At 70.6% G+C, this 20169-nt stretch carries 18 protein-coding genes; 6 read left to right on the top strand and 12 right to left on the bottom strand.

Annotated elements, in window-relative coordinates; genetic code table 11:
- Positions 1–31: 31 nt before the first annotated feature.
- Entirely contained in the window at positions 32–433 is a 402-nt protein-coding gene (locus P7V53_RS21830; protein ID WP_280151616.1) for a VOC family protein, read from the bottom strand.
- A gap of 15 nt (positions 434–448) precedes the next feature.
- The gene (locus P7V53_RS21825; RefSeq protein WP_280151615.1) at positions 449–838 is read right to left on the bottom strand and encodes a GFA family protein; all 390 of its coding nucleotides are present in this window, start codon (positions 836–838) and stop codon (positions 449–451) included.
- Between the two features lie 119 nt (positions 839–957).
- Here P7V53_RS21825 and P7V53_RS21820 point away from each other — a divergent pair, with 119 nt between their 5' ends.
- The 3 genes from P7V53_RS21820 to P7V53_RS21810 are packed head-to-tail and all read left to right on the top strand — an operon-like array spanning position 958 to position 2206.
- A complete protein-coding gene (locus tag P7V53_RS21820) occupies positions 958–1287 on the top strand; it encodes a metalloregulator ArsR/SmtB family transcription factor (RefSeq protein ID WP_280151614.1) in 330 nt (109 codons plus the stop codon).
- A complete protein-coding gene (locus P7V53_RS21815; protein WP_280151613.1) occupies positions 1284–1748 on the top strand; it encodes an SRPBCC domain-containing protein in 465 nt (154 codons plus the stop codon). The genes P7V53_RS21820 and P7V53_RS21815 overlap by 4 nt, the downstream gene beginning before the upstream one ends.
- 41 nt (positions 1749–1789) lie before the next feature.
- Positions 1790–2206 carry a GFA family protein gene (locus P7V53_RS21810; protein WP_280151612.1) on the top strand — a complete coding sequence of 139 codons (417 nt, stop codon included), beginning with the start codon at positions 1790–1792 and terminating at the stop codon, positions 2204–2206.
- A gap of 48 nt (positions 2207–2254) precedes the next feature.
- On the opposite strand, the gene P7V53_RS21805 is transcribed toward P7V53_RS21810, so the two are convergent.
- On the bottom strand, positions 2255–5038 hold the full coding sequence (locus P7V53_RS21805; RefSeq protein WP_280151611.1) for a hypothetical protein: 2784 nt from the start codon (positions 5036–5038) through the stop codon (positions 2255–2257).
- 179 nt (positions 5039–5217) lie between these two features.
- On the opposite strand from P7V53_RS21805, the gene P7V53_RS21800 reads away from it, so the two are divergent.
- Positions 5218–5424, top strand: a complete 207-nt coding sequence (locus P7V53_RS21800) for a DUF6494 family protein (RefSeq protein WP_280151610.1) — start codon at positions 5218–5220, stop codon at positions 5422–5424.
- A 38-nt stretch (positions 5425–5462) separates the two neighbouring features.
- Positions 5463–6218: a pentapeptide repeat-containing protein gene (locus tag P7V53_RS21795; protein WP_280151609.1), complete on the top strand. Its 756-nt coding sequence runs from the start codon at positions 5463–5465 to the stop codon at positions 6216–6218.
- Positions 6219–6251: 33 nt separating this feature from the next.
- Here the strand turns inward: P7V53_RS21795 and P7V53_RS21790 are convergent, their stop codons facing one another.
- The 8 genes from P7V53_RS21790 to P7V53_RS21755 all read right to left on the bottom strand — a co-directional run bounded on the left by P7V53_RS21790 (position 6252) and on the right by P7V53_RS21755 (position 15430).
- Positions 6252–8843: an ATP-binding protein gene (locus tag P7V53_RS21790; RefSeq protein WP_280151608.1), complete on the bottom strand. Its 2592-nt coding sequence runs from the start codon at positions 8841–8843 to the stop codon at positions 6252–6254.
- Between the two features lie 13 nt (positions 8844–8856).
- Complete coding sequence (locus P7V53_RS21785) at positions 8857–9954, bottom strand: ABC transporter substrate-binding protein (RefSeq protein ID WP_280151607.1); 1098 nt, start codon at positions 9952–9954, stop codon at positions 8857–8859.
- A gap of 307 nt (positions 9955–10261) precedes the next feature.
- Entirely contained in the window at positions 10262–11155 is an 894-nt protein-coding gene (locus P7V53_RS21780; RefSeq protein WP_280151606.1) for an MxaL protein, read from the bottom strand.
- Positions 11152–11709, bottom strand: coding sequence for an MxaK protein (locus P7V53_RS21775; protein ID WP_280151605.1), 558 nt, complete (start codon positions 11707–11709; stop codon positions 11152–11154). The genes P7V53_RS21780 and P7V53_RS21775 overlap by 4 nt, the downstream gene beginning before the upstream one ends.
- Positions 11706–12701 carry a vWA domain-containing protein gene (locus tag P7V53_RS21770; RefSeq protein ID WP_280151604.1) on the bottom strand — a complete coding sequence of 332 codons (996 nt, stop codon included), beginning with the start codon at positions 12699–12701 and terminating at the stop codon, positions 11706–11708. Before P7V53_RS21770 ends, P7V53_RS21775 begins: the two co-directional genes overlap by 4 nt.
- 4 nt (positions 12702–12705) lie before the next feature.
- On the bottom strand, positions 12706–13539 hold the full coding sequence (locus tag P7V53_RS21765) for a calcium incorporation protein MxaA (RefSeq protein ID WP_280151603.1): 834 nt from the start codon (positions 13537–13539) through the stop codon (positions 12706–12708).
- Entirely contained in the window at positions 13536–14411 is an 876-nt protein-coding gene (locus P7V53_RS21760; RefSeq protein WP_280151602.1) for a VWA domain-containing protein, read from the bottom strand. The genes P7V53_RS21765 and P7V53_RS21760 overlap by 4 nt, the downstream gene beginning before the upstream one ends.
- Entirely contained in the window at positions 14411–15430 is a 1020-nt protein-coding gene (locus P7V53_RS21755) for a MoxR family ATPase (RefSeq protein WP_280156577.1), read from the bottom strand. Before P7V53_RS21755 ends, P7V53_RS21760 begins: the two co-directional genes overlap by 1 nt.
- A 203-nt stretch (positions 15431–15633) precedes the next feature.
- Between P7V53_RS21755 and P7V53_RS21750 the strand changes: the two genes are divergently transcribed.
- A complete protein-coding gene (locus P7V53_RS21750) occupies positions 15634–16749 on the top strand; it encodes a methyl-accepting chemotaxis protein (RefSeq protein WP_280151601.1) in 1116 nt (371 codons plus the stop codon).
- 72 nt (positions 16750–16821) lie between these two features.
- Here the strand turns inward: P7V53_RS21750 and P7V53_RS21745 are convergent, their stop codons facing one another.
- On the bottom strand, positions 16822–20085 hold the full coding sequence (locus P7V53_RS21745; protein ID WP_280151600.1) for an AAA family ATPase: 3264 nt from the start codon (positions 20083–20085) through the stop codon (positions 16822–16824).
- Positions 20086–20169 lie beyond the last annotated feature (84 nt).

The following is a 20169-nucleotide window of genomic DNA, read 5'->3' as shown; positions in this document are numbered from 1 at the left end:
CGATGCGCAGGAATGAACCCGGGGGCGATCATCAGGGCGCGCCCTCGGCGGAGTGACATGCCACACAGAGCTTGTTTCCGTCCGGATCCCGGAAGTACGCGCCATAGTAGTTCTCGTGGTACTCGGGCCTCATGCCAGGCGCCCCCTCGCACGTGCCGCCGTTGGCCAGTGCCACGGCGTAAGCCTTGTCGACCAGCGGCCTGCTGGCCGCGAGGAAGGCCACCATCTGACCGTTGCCGCGCTCGTGGGGCTGTCCGTCGTAAGGCGTGCCGATGAGCAACAGCGGGCGTGGCCCAGGGGTCGACTGCCAGCCTGCCCAGGGACGCTCTCGCTCACAGAAGCGGGCCGTGATTCCCAGGGCCGACATCAGCGGGTTGTAGAAGGCGAGCGCGCGGTCGAAGTCGCTGACCCCGATGAAGATGTGTGAAAGCACGGGTGCTCCGCTCCACTAGAACCATAGGTCTCGTATGCACCGACCGTCGCGCGGCAGGTCTTCCCACTTGTCGAGTCCGTCGAAGTGGTCGATGGGGATGTGGGCGATGGGGTCGGGCTCCGTCAGGCGCAAGTTGACCGCGATTCGGCGGCGACCCTGTCGATCCGGCTCCAGTGCGCGCCAGTACGCGACACAGCCGCACTCCGGGCAGAAGTGAAAGCCAAGGGAGCCGCCGCGAACGTAGGCCTTGGTCGTGCCCGAGACATCGACGCCTTCGCCCTCGTGGCCATACGCCCACAGCACGCCGTACCGGCGGCACGCCGTGCAGTTGCAGGCGGTCGCGGACTCCGGCAATCCGTCGAACGTCCAACGAACGGACCCGCAGTTGCAAGAACCATTGAGCATGTCCACGTCCTCGCTGGCGTGCCTGCACGCCTTGCCAAACCGTAGCGGTCGATGTTACTTGCCAGGCGCATGACAAATTAGTGTTGACTAATGAATTAGTGGTCGCTAATATGAAACCCATGCCCCGAGCCGCACCCCTCGACGCCGTCATGCGCACGCTCGCCGACCCCACCCGGCGGGCCGTCTTCGAGCGGATCATCCGGTCCGGCGAAATCAGCGTCGCCGAGCTCACGCACGGCAGCGGCGTGACGCAGTCGGCCATCTCCCAGCACCTGCGCTCGCTGAAGCAGGCCGGCCTGGTGGCCGATCGCGCGCAGGGCCGCAACGTCTTCTACCGCCCCGAGAAGAAGGGGCTCGCGCCGCTGGTCGACTGGATGAGCCACTACGGCGTCTTCTGGCGTGACCGCTTCGCCCAGCTGCGAAACCTGCTGAAGGAAATCGATCCGTGAACGACGCCGCCTTGAAGACCGATACGCAACAGATCGTGGTGGACGAAGTCTTCCCGCATGCGCCCGAGAAGATCTGGAAGGCGCTGACGAACGGCGAGCTGATCGGCCGCTGGATCATGGTGCCGACCGGGTTCGAGCCGGTCGAAGGCACGCGCTTCACCTTCCAGACGACGCCCGCGGGCGCCTGGGACGGCGTCATCCACTGCCAGGTGCTGGAGGTGATTGCGAACGAGCGCCTCGCCTATGCCTGGAAGGGCGGGCACGAGGCGAATGTCGGGTACGGCGCGCCACTCGACACCGTCGTCACGTGGACCCTGTCCCGCGTCGCAGGCGGCACGCGGCTTCGCCTCGTTCATGCCGGCTTCATCACGCCGACGAACGACACCGCCTTCAAGACCATGAGCGTCGGCTGGACCAAGGTCGTCCGCACGCTCGGCACGGTGGCCGGCGAGCCGCACTGACTCGATCGCGCCCCACGCAGTCACTCTTCAGGAGAACCGTCATGAGTCCGGCCTACACCGGCGGATGCGCCTGCGGCGCCATCCGCTTTCACATCGCCGCCGAACCCCTGTTCCAGAACGACTGCCAGTGTCGCGACTGTCAGCGCAAGAGCGGCACGGGGCACGGGTCGTACCTGTCCTTCCCGCGCCAGGGCGTCGAACAGACCGGCGAAGCGACCCACTGGGACATCGTCAGCGACAGCGGCAACGTGAAGACACGCGCCTTCTGCCCCACCTGCGGGTCGCCGGTCTACATGACCTTCTCCGACGCGCCCGACGTCTTCACCGTGCACGCCGCGAGCCTCGATGACCCGGGCCGGTACAAGCCCCAGGTGGTGACCTATGCCGTGCGCGGACACGCCTGGGATCATCTCGATCCCGCCTTGCCGAAGTTCGACAGGATGCCGCCCAGGTCATAGCCGGCACTGTCATGGCCATGCAGCCCGACGTGCGTCAGCCGGGCGGGCTCACCCTCCATCTTCCGCGCAAGCCTCTTCGCCGCTTGCCTGCCATTCGACATCCGCCGGACGCCGATCCATGGAGGAACGGGCGTCCTTGCGGGGAACGGAAGCCTCGGCGACGAGGTGATGCACGAGCGCTGCCACCAGCCGTTCGCCTGGTTCGAAGTAGTGCGTGTGCGCCCCCAGCCCGAGGCAGGCTTCCACCTGCGTCAACTCGCCGAGCTTCGCGAAATCCGGCGGCAGCGGACTGAAGCTTTCGTAGGTCGAGCACCGGCCCAGCTGAGGTTCGGCCACGGTGCCGTCCATCGGTTCACCGACATCGCCGGTGACGTCGGGCGCGTGATCGGCCCACAGCCAGCGGCCGACATAGTCGCCGCTGCAGAAGGCATTGAGCCATCGCCTCACGCCGATGTCCGCGGGCGCAGGGCCGCTCCTGTGCTTCGGTTTCGCGATGCTCCATCGGTAGAGGAAGGGAAACCGCGCGGCGTACAGCTGACGCAGCGGCGAGCCCACCGTGAGGAGCTGGAGGTCCGGCAGCGGCTCGGACACCTCCGAGATCCACGGCCTGGATGGACTTTCGGCCAACTTGCCGTTCCTGTCCGTGCGCAGGAAGCGCAGCAGGTCAGCGGTGATCACCGTCCCCTGGCTGTGCGCGACGATGACGATGTGCCGGTATCCCTCGCGCTGCAGGTGCTCGAGCAGTGCCGCGTAGCGCGAGAAGATGCGGGCCCGCGGAATCGCGGTGCGGGGGAACTCGCGGAAGTGGTTGTCGACATCGAGCGCCACGTCCAGCGGTGCACGCAGCGCCGGCAACGCGCGCGACAGCAGGTTGCCGAACACCACCAGCGAGGCGGTGATGCCGGTGGCCCCGAATGCCAGCGGGCGCAGCCCTTTCTGCGAGAACGCACGGGCGGCATCTTCCATGTCGCGCTGCAACCCGAGCAGCGGGCCGGGCCAGGCCTCGAAGATGTAGGTCAGCGCGACCACCACGCCGGCGATCACGCCGATCGTCACCACGACCGACATCCAACGGTCCAGGTGGCGGTACCACCACGTGAGCCAGCTGCCCAGTTCGGTGGTGCGGTTCTGCGCGGCGCGGGCCGCCTTCTCCCGTGCCGCCGGAACGTTGCGCCGGAAGCGATCCAGGCGGCGGTTCACCAGCACCTTGAGCTCTGCGAGCAGGCTCGGCACCACGGCCAGCACGACATACACCGCGAAGACCACCAGCACCACCACGACCGCGGAAAAGGCTGCGGTGCTGGCCTGGTAGCGACGTTCCAGAAGTTCGCTGGCGCGGGTGACGAATTCGATGTCGAACAGCCACGGGTCGTAGCGCAGGTCACCCACCGCCGCCGCGAGCGGCACATGGAAGAAGGCCCAGAGGGTCATCACCAGCGCGAAGAAGCCACCCGCCGAAACGCCGAAGCCGAGCCGCCCGGTGGCGACGCTGGCGCGCGACAGGGACTGGGATTCGCGAGCGGCGACGAAGCCGGCGAGCAGCCACGGCACCAGCATGAAGCCCATCACGACCCAGGTGTACTTCACCGCCGCCAGCACGAGCTCGGTGCTGGCCAGCGCACCGCGGATCAGCAGGTTCCACTCGGGCTCTACCCAGGCGCGCGGTGTCAGCACGCCCATCAGCAGCGGACTCGCATCGGCCGCGACGCCCTGGCGCGGGATCAGCGCGACGGTCCAGACGGCGATGCTGCAGAGAACGACGCCCCACATCAGCCGCCCCACCGCCTGGACCAGCGGGAAGCGATCGTCGGCGATGGCAAGGCCGCGGTCGTAGGCGAGGGTGAGCAGCGCGCCGAGGATGCACATCGCGAGCCAGGCCGTCGCGACCCAGGAGGACAGGGCCAGGCCGGTCAGGACGGCGGCCGCGACGAGCGCCGCCGCTCGTCGCTTCCTCGTCGGCAGGAGGTACCAGCCGTACAGAAGCAGCCCCAGCGCGGCCACCCCGACCAGGCCTCTTTCGGCGACCAGGGCCAGGCCAGGGTAGGCGCGCATCAGTCCCAGCAGGAGCACGAGGATGCCCAGCATGGCCAGTTGCGCCATGAGCAGGACCATCACGTGGACGAAGACCCAGTCCAGCAGCCGCTGGAACGTGGCGGTGATCCACCACGCGACCACGTGGCGTCTGGCGCGACCTTCGCGCTCCGCCAGCTGTGCCGCGGCCAGGTCGACGGTGTCGCGCCCGAGCCGGCACAGCCGGAACATCAACGTCGCGGCCTCGGTCAGGATGCGCGGCAGCTGTCCCGACAGCCGCGAGAGGTCGGCCCAGTACAGCTCGAACACGTCCACCCGGCCGGTGGTCCCCGAGGCTTCGTCCTTCCATTCCAGCGTCGACTGCTCGGTCTCGTACGCCTCCGGCTCGGCGCCGTTGTCGATGTGCTTGCGCATCAGGTAGTCGGTCACGGCGATGCCCACGTCGTGGTCCGCGGGAAGCGGCCGGATCCTCAGGGCGTCGCTCGCCAGGGCCGGCAGCGACACCGCGTCGTCGCCGCACGCCTGGGCGGGACGGTGGATGTCCGACAGCATCGACTGCCGCAGGGATTTCCACATGCCCCGCTCGCTCGACGAGGGCGAGGCCGATGGCCGGCGCTGCGCAGGCGGACGCGGCTGGAGCGGATCCACGGACAGCGTCAGCCGGGTGGAGTCGGTTGCCCGGTATTGAACTCCGTCGGGAGCGGACGACACCAGCAAGTCGACAATCGACTTGGCCGTCTCTCCCGGGCCCTGGTCGGCGACCCCGTGGACCGCCACCAGCGCGACCTCTTTGCCGTGCATCGCCATGGTGTTCCCCCTGACCTTGTCGGGTTGCACCGCCACGATGACCGAATTGGCCGGTTGGCGCAATCCATCAATGAATGGAGGCGCCGGCAATGAGGCGCCGCTATGGCGCCGCGGCTCGCCGGGGCGCAGACTTCGATCTGCCTTCGCCCCTTTGCCCGCGTGGAGAGACGTTCATGAATGAAGAGACCTTCAACCTCAGCATCCGCAAGTTCCTGAAGATGGTCGGCGTGAATTCGCAGCGCGAGATCGAGCAGGCCGTGGCCAAGGCGGTCGCGGCCGGAACGATCGCCGGTGCCGACACCCTGGCGGCGTCGATGACGCTGCGCATCGGCGCACTGCGTCTCGAGGTCGAGTTCGACGGCGAGATCCACCTCGAGTGAGCGTGATGGCGCGCGCCCCCGGTGTCGCCATCCTCGCGGTGGCGGCACTGCTGCTCTGCCTGGGCCGGACCGTCATGGCGAGCGACCTGTCGCTGGATCAGGTCCGCGCCGCGCTGCGAGACGCATCTCCCACCAGGCCGGCCGATCTTGCCGGCAAGGATCTGTCGGACCTGGACCTCTCGAAGCTCGACTTTCGCGGGGCCAACCTGCGCGGCGCGAACCTGTTCGGCAGCAAGCTGGTGCAGGCCGACTTCCGCGATGCCAACCTGCAAGGCGCCAATCTGAACGGCGCGTGGTTGATGGGCACCGACTTCACCGGTGCCCGGCTGGATCGCGCCAGCCTGCTGTCGGTGGTGGTGCTGGGGGGCGAGGTGAAGAAGATGCCCGTCTTCAAGGGCGCGAGCATGACCGGCGTGCGGATGATCGCCGACCTGCCGGGCGCGGACCTTGCCGGCGCGGATTTCAGCCGCGCCAAGGTGGGCGTCGACATCAAGAACCAGGGCATGGGGCAGATGCGCACCGACCTCTCCGGCGCCAGGCTGGCGGGCGCCACCCTGGCGGACGCCGACTTCAGCCGTTCGATGATGGCCTTCTGCGATCTCCGGGGAAGCAACCTGCGTGGCGCCAGCTTCTTTCGGGTCAAGCTCGCCGGCGCCGACCTGAGCGATGCCGACATCACCGGCACGGACTTCACCGAGGCCGACCTGAGCGGAACGATCTTCCGGGGTGTCAAGGGCTTCGCGGAAGCGAAGGGGCTGGATCGCGCGGAGAACGTGGACAAGATCGTTCGGTGAGCACGGGACCTCAGGATCGGCTCGCCGCCGACCTCACACGGTCGTCTGGTCGCTCGACGCCCTGCAGCATTTCTCGGCCACCTGGCGGATCGCCGTCGACTGGCAGGCCCCGGCCAGCGCCCGCAAGTGCTGGGCGAGCGGCGCAAAGCGCGGATCCAGGTCCTGCAGCTCGTCCGCGTACTCCTGGATGCGGCGCATGTTGCCGACGCGCGCCAGCCGGTAGAGCGCTTCGGCGTATTCGAGGGGCAGGGGCAGCCCGTCCGATCCGCCTGCCTGCGCGGCCGCCTCGGCACCGGACTCGTCCTCGCAGACCCAGCGCAGGTTCAGCAGGCGGCCGATCTTGTCGAGCAGAACGTCCTGCGCGATCGGCTTGACGACGAACTCGGTCGCGCCCGCCTGCCGCGCGGCGTCTTCGACCTGCCGGGTCGCGCTGGCCGAGGCGGCGACGATGGGCAGGGCTGCGAAGCGCTGGAGGCTGCGGATGCACCGCGTGGCCTCCAGCCCGTCGAGCACCGGCATCATGATGTCCATCACGACGAGATCCGGCTGCACCTCCTGCAGCATGTCGAGCGCCTGCCGGCCATCGCCCGCCTCGACCACGTCGAAGCCCAGCATGCCGAGGCTGTCGACCAGCATCGCTCGGTTCTGCGGCGAGTCGTCGACCACCATCACCCGCTTGCGCGGCCCCTCGTAGCCGGTGGGCAGGCTCTGGCGCGGCGGCGACGGCACCAGCAGGTCGCTCGCCGGGAGCACCAGCTCGAACCAGAAACAGCTGCCATGGTCGGGCTGCGTTCTCAGGCCGATGTCGCCGCCCATCAGGTGGACCAGCTGCCTGCTGATGGCCAGGCCCAGTCCGGTGCCGCCCTCGCGACGCGGCTTCTCCGCGACCTGCTCGAACGGCTGGAACAGCTTGTCCGCCTGCGCCTGCGTCATCCCGATGCCGGTGTCTTCCACCTCGAAGCGCAACCGCACCGTGTTGTCCTGCGGCTGCGCCCGGTTCTGCCAGCGCGGCAAGGCGAGGCGCCGCACCCGCAGCGTGACCTGGCCGGCGTCGGTGAACCTGACGGCATTCGACAGCAGGTTCAGCAGCACCTGGCGCAGGCGCTTCTCGTCGACCTGCACCGTCGCCGGAAGATCGGGCGCGAAGTCCTGTACGAAGAGCAGGTTCTTCTCGTCGGCCTTGACCTGCACGATCTCCGACACGACGCCGAGGAAGTCCGCGAGAGGGGTGTCGCCCGGGAACAGCTCCATCCTGCCGACATCCATGCGCGCCCAGTCGAGGATGTCGTTGATCAGCGTCAGCAGATGCTGGCCGCTCTCCTCGATGATGCGCAGCCCGTGGGCCTGTCGCTCGGTCAGCGGCTTGTCGCGCTGCAGGATCTGCGCGAAGCCGAGGATGCCGTTGAGCGGCGTGCGCAGCTCATGGCTCATCTGGGTGAGGAAGGCCGTCTTCGCGTCGTTGGCCACTTCGGCCTGCTCCTTGGCCTTCACGAGCTGAGCGGTTCGTTCCTGCACCGCCTGCTCGAGCCGTTCGCGATGCCGATGCAGCTCCTCCAGCGCGAGCTTGCGCGCCGTGATGTCGGTGATCAGGCCCACGAGCGACAGCGCGTGGCCCGACCGGGGAGGGGAGCCGCCGGACGGCCGCGCGCTCAGATGAACCCAGATCGGGCTTCCGTCCGCACGCGCCAGCTGCAGCTCCATGCCGCCGATCTCGCCATCGCGGTCCAGCGCGGCGAAGACGGCATCGACCTGCTCGCGCCCGAACACGCCCTGCGGGTCAGCGTTCATCGCTGCCATCAGGTCGCTCGCACTGGCATGGCCGAGCAGCCGCGCCATCGCCGGGTTGGCGTCGTGCAGGCGTCCGTCGCGGTCCAGGCCGAAGATGCCCTCTAGCGCGTTCTCGAAGATGCCGCGGTACTTGGCTTCGCTTTCACGCAGGCGTTGTGTCGAGTCTCGCAGGCGGTCGCCCATGGTGTTGACGCGCGCGCCCAGGCGGCCCAGCTCGTCACGCGAACGGATCTCGCAGCGCGCGTCGAAGTCACCGCCGGAGATGCGGTCGACGGTCGCTTCCAGGCGCTTGATGGGCCCGCTGACCAGGCGACGCAGCAGCAGGTAGGTCATCCCGTACAGCAAGGCGACGACCGACCCCACCAGCACGAGGATGGCGCGTCGCGCGTCCGCGATGGCCTTCTCCGCGACGGCGCGCGTCAGCACGACCCGCACTTCGCCGATCTGCTGCATTCCGCCGCCGGCCAGCGGCTCGTGCTGGATGGCCCGCACCCGCACCACGCCATTGGCCAGGTCCGGCCCTCGCACCTTGGTGACTTCGGACACGACGCCGTAGTTGACCGCCGTGACCGTGAACTGCGCGACCTCGGGGTTGGGCGCCAGCGCGGCCAGCTGGTTGTCGATGGAGGGGCGATCCACGTTCCACAGCGGTTGCGCCAGCGAGTGCCCGAACAGGTCGGCAATGCGCGTGGCGCGTCCGTCGAGCTCGACCATGCGGCGCTCGCGGTCGCGCTCGATCAGCACGAAAGAGGAGCCGGCCGCGAGCAGCGCGCCCATCAGGGCCATGGCCACCATCAGCTTGGTGTGCAGGCTCGCGATGGGGCGCAGGGCAGTCATTCGCAAGCCGCCGTCACGAGCCGCGGGCCTTGGAGACGAGTCGCTCGATCGTGAAGTCGTAGCGCCCCGAACGCGAGCGCCCGGCCTGGGCCACCTTGGAATAGCGCCTGAAGTCCAGGGTCTCGGCCTGGCGGAACAGGAGCTCCTCGTAGCGGGCGACGTTGCCGCGATGGACCACGAACAGGTAGTCCAGCTTCTGCGCCGGGCCGCCGTGCTCGGCGAAGTCGTGGCCGTGGTGATAGTCGTGCAGCAGCACCATCGCCCAGGCGCCGATGAGGTTGTGGCCGGCGGCGGTGGCCGCCTGTCCACCGGCGGCGATGCTCTCCAGCGCGTCCGGCCAGCCTCCCATGCCGCCCACGCGCACGCCGCTGGCGTGCTCCCTGACGGCGCGCAACGCGCCCAGCGCCATCGAATCGTTGGCGGCCCAGATGATGTTGGCGTCCGGATAGCGCGCGAGCAGCACCCGGCCCTTCTGCTCGCCGTCGGCGTAGCTCCAGTCGCCATGGGCGAGCTGGAGGATCCGGCCGCGGCCCGCCCGGTCGACGTATTGCTGCACCCCTTGCGCCCGCTCGATCGACACCGGCGTGTTCGGGTCGCCGGTGATGCCGATGATGCGCGGCTCGCTTTGCCCCACCTGTCGGTACAGCTCCTCCATCAGGCGCCAGCCGCCGCGCGCGTTGTCCGCCACCGCCGTGCCGATCCAACGCCCGAACTGCTGCCGCTCGTTGCCGATCTGTCGCCGCTGCTCGGCGGTGAGGTCGTTGTGGATTACCAGCACCTTGGCGGGGGAGCGCGACAGCGATTCCAGCATCTGCCGCGCGGCCATCTTCTCGTTGACGATCACCACGTAGTCGGGTGCGGCGGCGCGTCGCGCCACCTCTTCGGCCTGGCGCAGCATCAGCAGGTGATCGCGTTCGGCATACACCACCTCGAGCTCCAGGTCGAGGGCACGCGCCGCAAGCGTCATGAAGCGGCCGAGCGAGCGCCACAGCGGACCGGTGCCGCGCTCGACACTCTCGCCCGGATTGAGGAAGACCACGCGGGCCGGGCGCGGCTGCGCTCGCAACGGCCGGCCCACCGCCAGGACACCTGCCTGGACGCATGTGCGCAAGAGCGTTCGCCGTTGCATCGGGCGACTCCCGGACGGCATCGCTGCCGGTCCACGTCGAAGATGAAGTATTGCACCGGGCCCTCACCCCTGCCCCTCTCCCGCATGCGGAAGAGGGGATGTGCTGCTTCCGCGACTAAGGGCCTGTTAACGCTATGGGAGGCCAGGCACCGGCCCTGCGGGTGATCTCAGCAAAGCGGCGCCCGCCGCGTTGCGAATGCTCGCCGTAGACACCGCTACGGCTGCGCTTCGCGCCTTGCGGGCGCCGCTTTGCTGAGTCACGCGAGGCCTCCCATAGCGTTAACAGGCCCTAAGGGGATTCCCTGTCCCGCCGGCGGGAGCGGGTCAGGCTGAGGCCCGGCCTGAATCGCCACGCCAGCAGCAGCAGGGCCAGCAGCGCCGGCACCTGCGAGACGTCGGTCTGCACCGGAGCGCTTCGCGCGAGCCGCGCATCGAGCAGCGCCTTCGCGAGCGCGTCCGCCTCCACGAGGCGCCGGTAGCCCAAGCCCATGACGCGCGCCAGCGATTGCAGGTGAGCCTCTCGCAGCTCCGACAGGTGCTCATGGCTCGGCATGTCGTCGCGCTGCACGACATCACCGGCCTGCCAGAAGCCGGCGCGGTTGCCGTCGCGATCGGTCTTGGGAATGGGCGCCGGCAGCGCGCCGCCGACGCCGATCAGCCAGCCGCCGACGTCGCCCGGCGTGATGCCGGCCATGGGCGGCGCGGCATCGCCGCGCAGCGGCGGCGACTCGTGCCCGTCGGTGATGAAGACCACGCTGACGCCGGACCCGATGAGCTTGGCGCTGCGAACCGTCCAGGTCACGCCCTTGCCGACGTTGCTGGCGTTGGCCCAGCGCATGCGTCCGTCGATGGCGTCCAGCGAGGCCAGCAGCTCCTCGTAGTGGCCGCAGACCTCCACCGGCATCATCAGCGGCAGCGCGCGATAGTCGGCGAAGATGCTCCAGCCGATCCGCGAGCCGCACGGCAGCCGGCGCAGGGCGTCGCGCATCGCGAGGCGGGCGAGCGCCAGCCGGCTGACCGGCGCGCCCGCATGCTCCACATCCTCGACGTCCATGCTCTGCGTGATGTCGAAGGTGACCATGTAGCTGAACACGGGGCGCTGCAAGGTCACCGGCGGCATCCACACCGCGGCGGCGAGCAGCAGCAGCGCCCCGGCGATGGCAAGGTCCGCACGCAGCGTCATGGCAGGTCGCCGGCGGGGAAGTCGTGCGCGCGCACGCGCCGGCGCTCGACCGGCTCGATGTCCTGTTCGGCCTGCGGCGCCTGCTCTTCGGGCGCCAGGCGCAGGGCCCGCTCGAGGTTGTAGCGCGCATCCCAGTCGCCGGGGTCGATGCGCAGCAGGTCGCGATAGCGCTGCTTGGCCAGCTCGACCATGGTCATGGCCGGGACGGACGCATCGGGCGCAGCGCCTTGCCGCAGGTGCATGTTGCCGAGGTTGAACAGCGCCTGCCGCGCGACAGCGTCGGGCGGGCCTTGCTGGATGAGTCCGCCATAGGCCTTGAAGGCGGCGTCGTAGGCACCGGCCTCGGCCAGCGCGATGGCTCGTGCGAGGCGGACCTCGCGCGGCGCCGCGCTCGGTGCGGGAGCAGGGTCCTGCCCCACGGGCTGCCGCGCCGCGGCGGCGATCGCGCGATTGGTCTGCCTCGCCTGCTGAAGCCGCAAGCCGTTCACCAGCACCGCGAGGCCACAGGCCAGCGCGGCCGCACCGAACAGCAGGTGGCAGGTTCGCCGCCTCATGTCCAGCTCCGCAGCTGCAGCGCACGGCACGCGAGCAGGCCGGCGCAGCACAGCAGCGCGGCGAGGTGGAACGCCGGGGAGAAGTCGCGGCGCGGCACGCGCTCGTGAAACGACAGGGGAAGGGTCTGCTGCCGGTCGATCTCCGCCATGGCCGCGGCCATGGCCTTGGAGTTGTCGGTCTGGTACAGGCGGTACGGCGTCTCCAGCGTGCGGAAGAAATCGTGCAGCGCACGCTCTTCGGCCGACCCGTACGCCGTGCTCGTCTCGGCCGTCAGGTCGGGTGAATTCGGCCCGCTGCGGATGTACACCCAGTACAGCGCGAGCTTCTCGCGCGCCAGGCCCGCGCGGATGCGTTCGCGTGTGGTCTCGTCGAGCTGCGCGCCGCCGTCCGACACGACGAGGATCACGCGGCTGCCGGCGTAGCGGCGGCCCGTGAACTCGCCGATCGCGGCGAGCAGCGCCCCGCCCATGCGCGTCTCGGGCAGCCCGCGACCAATCGCCGTGGCGGCGAGCGCGGCCTGCACCATGTCGCCGCGCTCGGTGAAGGGAACGATGCGCTGCGTGCTGGTGCTGAAGGTCATGAACGCGAAGCGGTCGTGCGGGCGTTGAGCGACGAAGCGGCTCAGCAGCTCGCGCACGATCTGGTTCTTCGACTCCCGCACCGAGAAGCGACCACCGTCGTCGATGCCGTTGAGGTGCGCGACGTTGTCCATGCTGCTGCTGCGGTCCATGAGGATCAGCACCTCGGCGCCGCGGCCGATGTGCAGCACCTGGGCTCCCGATTGCCCCGGCCCGGCGACTCCGACGACGATGCATGCCATCGCCGCCACCGCGAGCGCGCGCCACAGCACACCCAGCAGCCGTCCGACCGGGTCGGCCGGCAGCCAGGCGACGAACGGGAAGACGAGCGTGTCGGAGCGCCGGCGCAGCAGCGGCAGCAGGGCAAGCGGCAGCAGCAGCAGCAGCGACGGTTGGGTGAAGTCGATGGGCATGTCGTCAGCCGTGATGGCGCTTCTCGACCTCGCGCAGGGCGCGACACAGGTCCAGCAGGGGATACGGCGGCCCGGCGCGCTCATCCGCGAAGAAGCGCTGGTCCGAGCGCCGATAGAAGTCCTCGATCCGTGTCCGCAGCGCGGCGAGCTGCGGTGCATCGACGAACAGGCGCGACAGCGTGGCGCTCTGCACCACGCGTCCGGCGCTGGCATCGATCGCCCGGTGCAGCACGAGCCACGCCTCGCCGCCGGCCGGATCGAGGCGGCGCAGCGCCCGCCAGGCGCGCGCAAACGGCAAGGCCCGGGCGTCACGCCACTGCCGCGCAGCCCACCAGCCGAGCCATGCGAGCAGCACGAACGCCAGGGCCCCGATGGCCAGCGCCAGCTGCCGCTCCAGGGTCTCGGTCGGACGCGGCGCCGGCGGACGGTCGGGCCGCATGGGGTCCAGCGCGCCGGGGCGCGTCAGCGGTCCGATGCTGACGGGCCAGGCGGGCAGCGACAGGGGCGCACCGGCCTGCGTGGCGATCGTCAGTGCCGGCAGCGACACCACGCTCACGTCGCGCGGGGCGTTGATGACCTGGTAGTCGAGGACCAGCCAGCGCCGGCCCGCGCTGTCGCGCTCCACGCGGGCCGGCCGCCGCTCCAGCCACGGGCCCACGCGTCCGGCCGGCGGCGCGGTCGCCGTGACCTCGTGGCCATCGTCGTGCAGCAGCACGCGCTGCGTCAGCACGTCGCCGATGACGTGCCCGAAAGGCCGAGGCTGCTCCACCGTCGCGGCCGGGGCCGCCCCCGCGGCCAGCGCCAGCAGCAGCGTCGCGAGGCAGCGGCGCGCCGTCATGCCACCGATTCCAGGAAGTGGCGCGACAGCGCCTCGGCGTCGAAGCGGCCGTGCAGGTGGAAGGCCGCCATGCCGTGCGCCTCGAACAGCGCGTGCAGCTCGGCGCGGCGCGCCGCGACGGCCTCTCGCCAGCGCACGCGCACGGCTTCGCGCAGCCACAGCGTGCGGCGCATCCCGCTCTCGGCATCGCTCACCGCCAGCATGGCCGTCGCCGCCGGCGGCTCGGTCTCGCCGGGATCCCAGGCGATCATCGGCACGACGCAGGCCGGCGCCAGCATGTCGAGCACGGTGCCCAGCGTGTCCGTCGGCCAGTGGAAATCGGAGACGATGAACACCAGCCCCGGCCGTCCGGCGAGCCGTGCGAGGCAGCGCCGCAGTCCGTCGATGGAGCTCGCCCCGGCCTCCTGCGGCCGGCATGCGCGCAGCATCCCGGCCATCACGCCGCCAAGGCCGCGGCTCTGGCGCGGCGGCATGCAGAGATCGTCCCGCTCGACCGCGTCGAAGGCCAGCAGCCCGAGCGCGTCGCCGGCGCGGGAGACGCTGCGGCCCAGGGCTTCGACGAAATCCGCCGCGACTTCCAGCTTGGTGCGCGACGAGCCAAAGTGCATGGAGGCCGACACGTCGACCACTGCATGCACCGGCACCGCGGTGCGCTGGCGCTGGATACGCACCAGCCAGTCGCCTCGCGGGTCGCGCAGGCTGGCGCGCAGATCGAGCCGGCGCGGGTCCGGCTGGTCGAACAATCGCCGATGCGCGGCGAACTGCTGGCCGTTGCCCAGGCTGGCGCCATGGTGCCCGCCCGGCCGCAGACCGGGCACGCGGGCGCGCAGCCGGTAGTGAAACTCCTGCACCTCGGCGAGGGAAGGGCTCATCACGGCACGCTCACGCTGTCCATGATGCGATCGATCAGCGCGCTCGCGATCTCGGCGCGTCGCAGCTCGTAGACCGGCGTGAAGAAGATGCGATGCCCGAGCACCGGCGGCAGGACCGCCCGCACGTCCTCGGGTGTCACATGGGGACGCCCCGCGAGCCAGGCGACCACACGCGCCGCCCGCAGAAGGGCGCTCATGCCTCGCGGGCTGGCGCCGGCCAGGACCAGCCGGTCCATGTCGACGCCCTCGAGCCGGATGCCCAGGCGCTGCGGCGCCTCGCTCGCCTCCCACAGGTCGAGCACGTAGCGCTCTATCGTCTCGCTGCTGCGCACGCTGCTCTGCACGAGTGCGCCGATGCTGTTCAGCTGGTCCCATGGCAGCAGCCCCGGCGCGACCCGTTCGAGCAGCGCTTCGGTGTCGTGGAACGCGGTGTCGAACACCAGCGAGCGGCGTATGGCGCGATCGGTGGGCCTGCCCATGTTGAGCTCCAACATGAAGCGGTCGCGTGCGGCCGATGCAAGCTCGAAGGTCTCTTCCTTCTCGACCTTGTTGCGGTCGGCGAACACCGTCATCTGCGGAAAGCGGTAGTCGCGGTTGAACGCCGACACCGAGCGCTCGGCCATCGCGCGCAGCAGCAGCGACTGCACCTGCGGTCGCGCACGGTTGATCTCGTTGAAGAAGAACGTGGTCAGGCGCTCGCCGTGGCGCAGCAGCGGTCCCGGGTCGATGCGCGGCCTGCCTTCGGCGTCGACATGGGTGTGATAGATCAGGTCGCCGGGCATCAGGTCGATCGTGCCCTCGACGCGCTCGAAGTCCCCGCCGATCGCGCGCGCGAAGGCCCGAAGCACGGTGGTCTTGCCGACGCCCACGTCGCCCTCGAGCAGCACATGGCCGCGTGCGAACAGCGCCACGTTGATCAGGCGGATCGTCTCGGGCTGGCCGATCACCGCCTTGGCGACTTCGTCCTCCACGCGCAGCGCCAGCGTGCGCCATTCGGCCAGTCGTTCGTCGATTCCCATGCGCCAGCTCCACGGACGAGACGGCAGCGAGCTTGCCATGCGGCGCAATGTCCCGTCTCGAACCGGGGTGGCCCCCATGCGGGCCTCTTCGTCGGCGTGCGACCCGGGAAGCTGTTGCATTTTCACGCTTCAGTGCCGGCCGCCGCCGTCCGATATCCACTCACATCCGCGGTGGGGCGCCGTGGCGGCAGTGGAGAGTGGCTGTGAACTGGATTCGTCGCGTCAGTCAGTGCAATCGGGTCAGGATCGGCTTCGCGCTGATGGCCATCATCACGGCCGCGCTCGGCGGCTCGGCCGCGTGGCTGCTGCAGGCGCAAGCCGGCCTTCAATCAGCCGCCTGGGCGATGGGCGTCGCGGGCGCCTCGGCCTGCGTGTTCGCGCTCGTGTCCGGGTGGGCCATCTCGCACAGCATCAAGGCGCCTGTCGAAGACACGGTGCAGGCAGTGATCCGCGTCGCCGGCGGCGATCTGGAGACCAGGATCGAATCGCCCGGGAAGGACGAGATCTCGTGGCTGCGCCACGAGCTGAACTCGATGCGCAAGAAGCTGCGCACCGCCGTGCTCGAGGTGCGCACGACGGTCGACGCGGTCAACAGCGCGTCCGAGGAGATCGCGCGAGGCAACACCGACCTGTCGCGCCGCACCGAGAGCCAGGCCAGCGCGCTCGAGCAGACCAGCAGCTCGATGCACCAGCTGGCCGAGACCGTTCGCAGCAATGCGAAGAACACCGGCGAGGCGCGCGACGTGGTGTCCGTGTCCAGCGAAGTGGCCCAGCGAGGCGCCCGCATCATGCAGGACGTGATCGAGCGCATGGAGCAGATCAACCAGAGCGCGGGCCGCATCTCCGAGATCATCGGCGTGATCGACGGCATTGCGTTCCAGACCAACATCCTCGCGCTCAATGCGGCGGTGGAGTCGGCCCGCGCCGGCGAGCACGGCCGCGGTTTCGCGGTGGTGGCGTCGGAGGTGCGGGCGCTGGCCCAGCGCAGCTCCATGGCCGCGCGCGAGATCAAGGCGCTGATCGTGGATTCGACCGACAAGGTCAGCGCGGGCTCCAAGCTGGTCGACCAGGCCGGCAGCACCATGGGCGACATCCTGGACAGCGTCAAGCGCGTGTCCGCGCTGATGGACGAGATCGCGCGTGCGGGCCAGGCGCAGAGCGAAGGCATCGGCCGCATGCACCAGGCGATCGCGCAGATGGACACCGTGACGCATCAGAACGCAGCCCTCGTCGAGCAGGTGGCCGCAGCGGCCCTGTCGCTGAAGGGGCAGGCGGGTCGGCTCAGCGGCGCCATGGGGTCCTTCCGGCTGGCGGCCTGAGCGGGCGGCGTCGAGGCCGCGACGTCCTCTCCCACTCCCGCTCGCGGGAGAGGTAGTCGGATATCCGTGCGTCTACAGCGGTGCCGATCGCGCGAGGAACGACGCCCGCAGAGCCGGCCAGTCGCGCAGCGACTCCGCCAACCGCGCGCGCTCGCGGCCGTAGCGTTCGCCGTGGTCGCGGGCCGCATCGGCGCGACCGGCGACGGCCAGTGCGTGCGCGAAGACGCGCCGCAGCCACAGGCCCTCGAGTGCCGGCAGGCAGGGATCCTTCAGGTCCGCCTCGGCGCGCTGAAGGTCGCGTTCGTCGATGCGATCCAGCGTCACCTGCGCCTGCAGTCGCAGCGCCAGCATCTGTGTCCAGGCCTCCAGCGTCGGCGCATGGTCGTAGGCCGCGAGCACATCGAGCGCGCCGGACGCATCGCCGAGGTCGAATCGAGCCTGTGCGCGCACCCGGTCCATCACGGCCCGGTCTTCGGCCGTCTCGACGGTCCCCAATGCATCCAGCCGGTCCAGTGCCGCTTCGGATCGACCCTGCAGCGTGTCCAGCCAGGCGCTGCGGGCCGCCACGCGCGCGCGCAGCGCCTGCTCGCCGCGCGTCTCCAGCAGCGCGAGCGCCTCGTCGGTGAGCCGGCGGGCCTGCGTCCAGTCGCCGAGGAAGATGAACAGGTCGGTCACCAGCACGGCGGAGCCGACGCGCCAGTAGATCGAGCTGAGCTGCGCGGCGAGGGCCAGCACGCGCTCCGCATCCCGGCAGGCCGCTCCGAGGTCGCCGCGCAGGTAATTGCAGTAGTAGAAGCCGTTGAGGAAGGCGCATTCGGCCACCGGGCTCTCGAACTGCGGCGAGAGGTTCCAACCTTCCTCGAGAAGCGCCAGCGCGGTGTCGGCGTCGCCATGGTCGGAATGCAGCTTGACGAGGTTGAGCAGCGCCGAGCGCTGCCCGTCGACGTCGCCGAGGGCGCCCAGGCGCTGCCGCGCCTCCTCGAGCGCCGCCTGGGCCTGCGCGCGCCGATGCAGATTCAGCGAGAGCACCCCGATGCGAATGAGCGCGCGCGCAGCGCCCGCCCGGTCGCCGCATCGCTCGAACAGGGCCTGGGCCTGCTCGGCGACCCGCAGGCCCTCGGTGTGCGCGCCCCGCTCGAACAGCGTGTGCACCATCTCCTCCGCGATCGCGGCGCGCTGCGCGATGTGGTCCTGCGGCGCCGCCGCGAGCGCAGTGTCCAGGGTGGCGCCGGCCGGTTCCGGCTGCCCCAGCAGCCGGTGGCTGCGGGCCTTGACCAGCAGGGCGTCGATGCGCTGCGCGTCCGGCAGCCGCCGTGCGAGCAGCTCGTCGGCCAGCTCGATCGCCGTCTTCACCTCATCGCAGAACATGCACACGCGTGCATGCGTGAGCTGCAGCGTGTCGCACAGCGCGGCGTCGCCGGCGCCGCGCGCGAGCTGCCAGGCCCGTGCGCTGTCGCGCAGCGCCGCCGGACCGTCGCCGGCCAGGCGCAGCAGTTCGCTGCGCTCGCCGAGCACGCGCGCCTGCTCCTGCGGCGGCGGGTCGAGCTCCAGCGCCCGGGTGTAGTGCGCGATCGCGTCGTCCAGTGCGTGCAGCGCCCGGGCCGCCCGCGCCGCCGCCAGCCGCCAGCGCCGCGCCTCTTCCACCATGCCTGCCGGTCTCGCGCCGCCCGCCAGCGCGATGTCGCAGGCCCTCTCGTGGTGATGGGCGAGCTCGGCCGCATGCCGCTCCGGCAGCGTGCCCGACGCCAGGGCCTGCGCCGCGGCGAGGTGCTGCTGCAGCCGTTGCGCCGGCGCGGCGCGCTCGTACAGCACGCGCTGGTAGAGCACATGGCGAAAGGCATAGCGGAATGCGAGCGCGCCGTCGCCGCGCTCGACCATGCCGGCGGACACCAGCCATTCGCCGCGCCGGGCGAGGCCGTCGCAGCGGGCACGCAGTGCCTCCGGCGCCTCGCCGGTCAGCGCGGCCAGGAGGTCGTGCGCAAACTCGAAGCCGAGCACGCTCGCCGCTTCGAGCAGCGCGCGCAGCGGCCCGGGCAGCTTGGCGATCTGACGCTCGACGACGCCGGTGATGGTGTCGGGCACCTGCAGCGTCGACCAGGCGTGCGCGGACAGCCGCCAGCCGTGGTCGCCCGGCTGGAGCTGCCGGTTGGCGACCAGCTCGTCGACGACGCTGACGACGAACAGCGGCAGGCCCTCGGTGTGCGCATGCAGCGCCTGCGCCAGGTCGCTGCGCTCCTGGACCGCGGCGGGCGCGAAGCGGTGCCCGAGGTAGCGGTCGACCTCGACCTCGCTGAAGCTGTCGAGCGCAAGCTCCTGGCACAGGCGCTGGGCGCGCAGCTCCAGCCGCAGCGCCTGCAGCGGATGCTCGCCGAGCGCGGCCTCGGTGTGGCGGAAGGTCGCCACGGCCAGCCAGCGGGCCGGACCGCGGCGGCGCGCGAGGTAGCCGAGCAGGCTCACCGTCGCGTGGTCGCTCCAGTGCAGGTCCTCGACGACGAGCACCAGCGGCCGGGCCGCCGTCATGGCATCGAGCAGGATGCCGAGCTCGCGCAGCATGCGTTCCGGCGCCGCGCCCGACGACTCGGCGGCCGAGCCGGCGGATTCGGGCGTCGCGCCGGCCAGCCATGGCAGCGCCGCCAGCCAGCTGGGCGCACGCTGGCGCAGCGCGGCGACCCAGGCGGAGCCGTCGGGCCCGCGGGTCAGCTCGGCCAGCGCATCGAGCAAGGGCAGCAGCGGCTCGCCGCCGCCGGACTGCTCGATGCACTGTCCGCTCGCCAGCCAGGCGCCGGATTGCCGCGCCAGCCCGCGAAAGCGCTCGATGAGCGCGGTCTTGCCGACGCCGGCCTCGCCGCCCACCCACACCAGCGTCGACGCACCGGCCTGGACACCCGCGAGCGCGGCGACCAGCTGGGCGAGCGGCGCGTCGCGACCGACCAGCGTGCCCGCCTGGGCCGCCGGCTCGGGGGCAGCGGGTGCAGCGGCAGCAGTGGCGATCGCCGGCGCGGCTGACGCGGGCACGACGAAGCGGTAGCCGCGGCGCGCCACGGTCTCCACGTAGCGCGGCGCGCGCGGGTCGTCGCCCAGCACGTCGCGGATGGTGTTCACGGCGCTCTTGATCACCGATTCGCTGACGAAGCGGCGACCCCACACCGCGTCGAGAAGCTCTTCCTTGGACACCAGCTGTCCGGGCCGGGCGGCCAGGTGGCACAACACCGCGAACGCCTTCGGCGGCAGGTCGAGGCGCGCCTGGCCGCGCAGCAGCAGGGCGTTGGCCGGCTCCAGCTGGTAGGGCCCGAAGCGCAATGCGGCCGGCGCCGCGGTCCGGATCTCGTGGGTCATCGACCTTCCCATCGAAGGCACGACCCGAATCGCCACCGAAACAACACCGTTCCGAGACGACATCCGTGCCGGCCGTTTCTAGAG

It is taken from the genome of Piscinibacter sp. XHJ-5, from assembly GCF_029855045.1.
GTDB lineage: Bacteria > Pseudomonadota > Gammaproteobacteria > Burkholderiales > Burkholderiaceae_C > Albitalea.
This window is presented reverse-complemented; position numbering and strand designations above follow the sequence as displayed.

Excerpts from the sequence above, each read along its gene's own strand:
- P7V53_RS21760 (WP_280151602.1), bottom strand. The coding sequence starts at position 14,411 with ATGAGCCCTTCCCTCGCCGAGGTGCAGGAGTTTCACTACCGGCTGCGC.
- P7V53_RS21810 (WP_280151612.1), top strand. The coding sequence starts at position 1,790 with ATGAGTCCGGCCTACACCGGCGGATGCGCCTGCGGCGCCATCCGCTTT.
- P7V53_RS21755 (WP_280156577.1), bottom strand. The coding sequence starts at position 15,430 with ATGGGAATCGACGAACGACTGGCCGAATGGCGCACGCTGGCGCTGCGC.
- P7V53_RS21770 (WP_280151604.1), bottom strand. The coding sequence starts at position 12,701 with ATGCCCATCGACTTCACCCAACCGTCGCTGCTGCTGCTGCTGCCGCTT.
- P7V53_RS21805 (WP_280151611.1), bottom strand. The coding sequence starts at position 5,038 with ATGCACGGCAAAGAGGTCGCGCTGGTGGCGGTCCACGGGGTCGCCGAC.
- P7V53_RS21775 (WP_280151605.1), bottom strand. The coding sequence starts at position 11,709 with ATGAGGCGGCGAACCTGCCACCTGCTGTTCGGTGCGGCCGCGCTGGCC.
- P7V53_RS21800 (WP_280151610.1), top strand. The coding sequence starts at position 5,218 with ATGAATGAAGAGACCTTCAACCTCAGCATCCGCAAGTTCCTGAAGATG.
- P7V53_RS21765 (WP_280151603.1), bottom strand. The coding sequence starts at position 13,539 with ATGACGGCGCGCCGCTGCCTCGCGACGCTGCTGCTGGCGCTGGCCGCG.
- P7V53_RS21745 (WP_280151600.1), bottom strand. The coding sequence starts at position 20,085 with ATGACCCACGAGATCCGGACCGCGGCGCCGGCCGCATTGCGCTTCGGG.
- P7V53_RS21820 (WP_280151614.1), top strand. The coding sequence starts at position 958 with ATGCCCCGAGCCGCACCCCTCGACGCCGTCATGCGCACGCTCGCCGAC.
- P7V53_RS21780 (WP_280151606.1), bottom strand. The coding sequence starts at position 11,155 with ATGACGCTGCGTGCGGACCTTGCCATCGCCGGGGCGCTGCTGCTGCTC.
- P7V53_RS21825 (WP_280151615.1), bottom strand. The coding sequence starts at position 838 with ATGCTCAATGGTTCTTGCAACTGCGGGTCCGTTCGTTGGACGTTCGAC.
- P7V53_RS21790 (WP_280151608.1), bottom strand. The coding sequence starts at position 8,843 with ATGACTGCCCTGCGCCCCATCGCGAGCCTGCACACCAAGCTGATGGTG.